Here is a 460-nt window from a genome sequence, read left to right on the forward strand (position 1 = left end):
TGGAAGAGCGGCAACGCTTGAAGCTTACCGGTACTAATAGTTCGATCGGCTTGATCGTTCTCATTCCCTATGCCCATCGTGAAAACGATGGTTGGCACAGAAAACAGCTTCTCGAGCAACGTGCGCTTTGCCGACCTGGTGGTTATGGCGGAGCGGCTGCACCCGATCCCATTCCGAACTCGGCCGTGAAACGCTCCAGCGCTGATGGTACTTCGTCTCAAGACGCGGGAGAGTAGGTCGCTGCCAGGTCTGCAAAACGCACGTTGCAAAAATCCAGTCTTCTCCTTACAAATCAGGCCCGCCAATCGGGAACCCGGGCCGCGCAAGCGGCCCTTTCAGTTGGCGCAAGCTTGTACCTAAGTGAAGCGCCGACTTGCTTGAAAAGTTGACGCGGGGTGGAGCAGCCCGGTAGCTCGTCAGGCTCATAACCTGAAGGTCACAGGTTCAAATCCTGTCCCCG

At 56.5% G+C, this 460-nt stretch carries 1 rRNA gene; it reads left to right on the forward strand.

Features of this window, described 5'->3' with window-relative positions:
* Positions 1–134: 134 nt before the first annotated feature.
* A 5S ribosomal RNA gene (rrf, locus tag AC0L2K_RS35080) occupies positions 135–249 on the forward strand.
* The last annotated feature ends 211 nt before the right edge of the window (positions 250–460 follow it).

The organism is Mesorhizobium sp. WSM4817 (genome assembly GCF_055811135.1).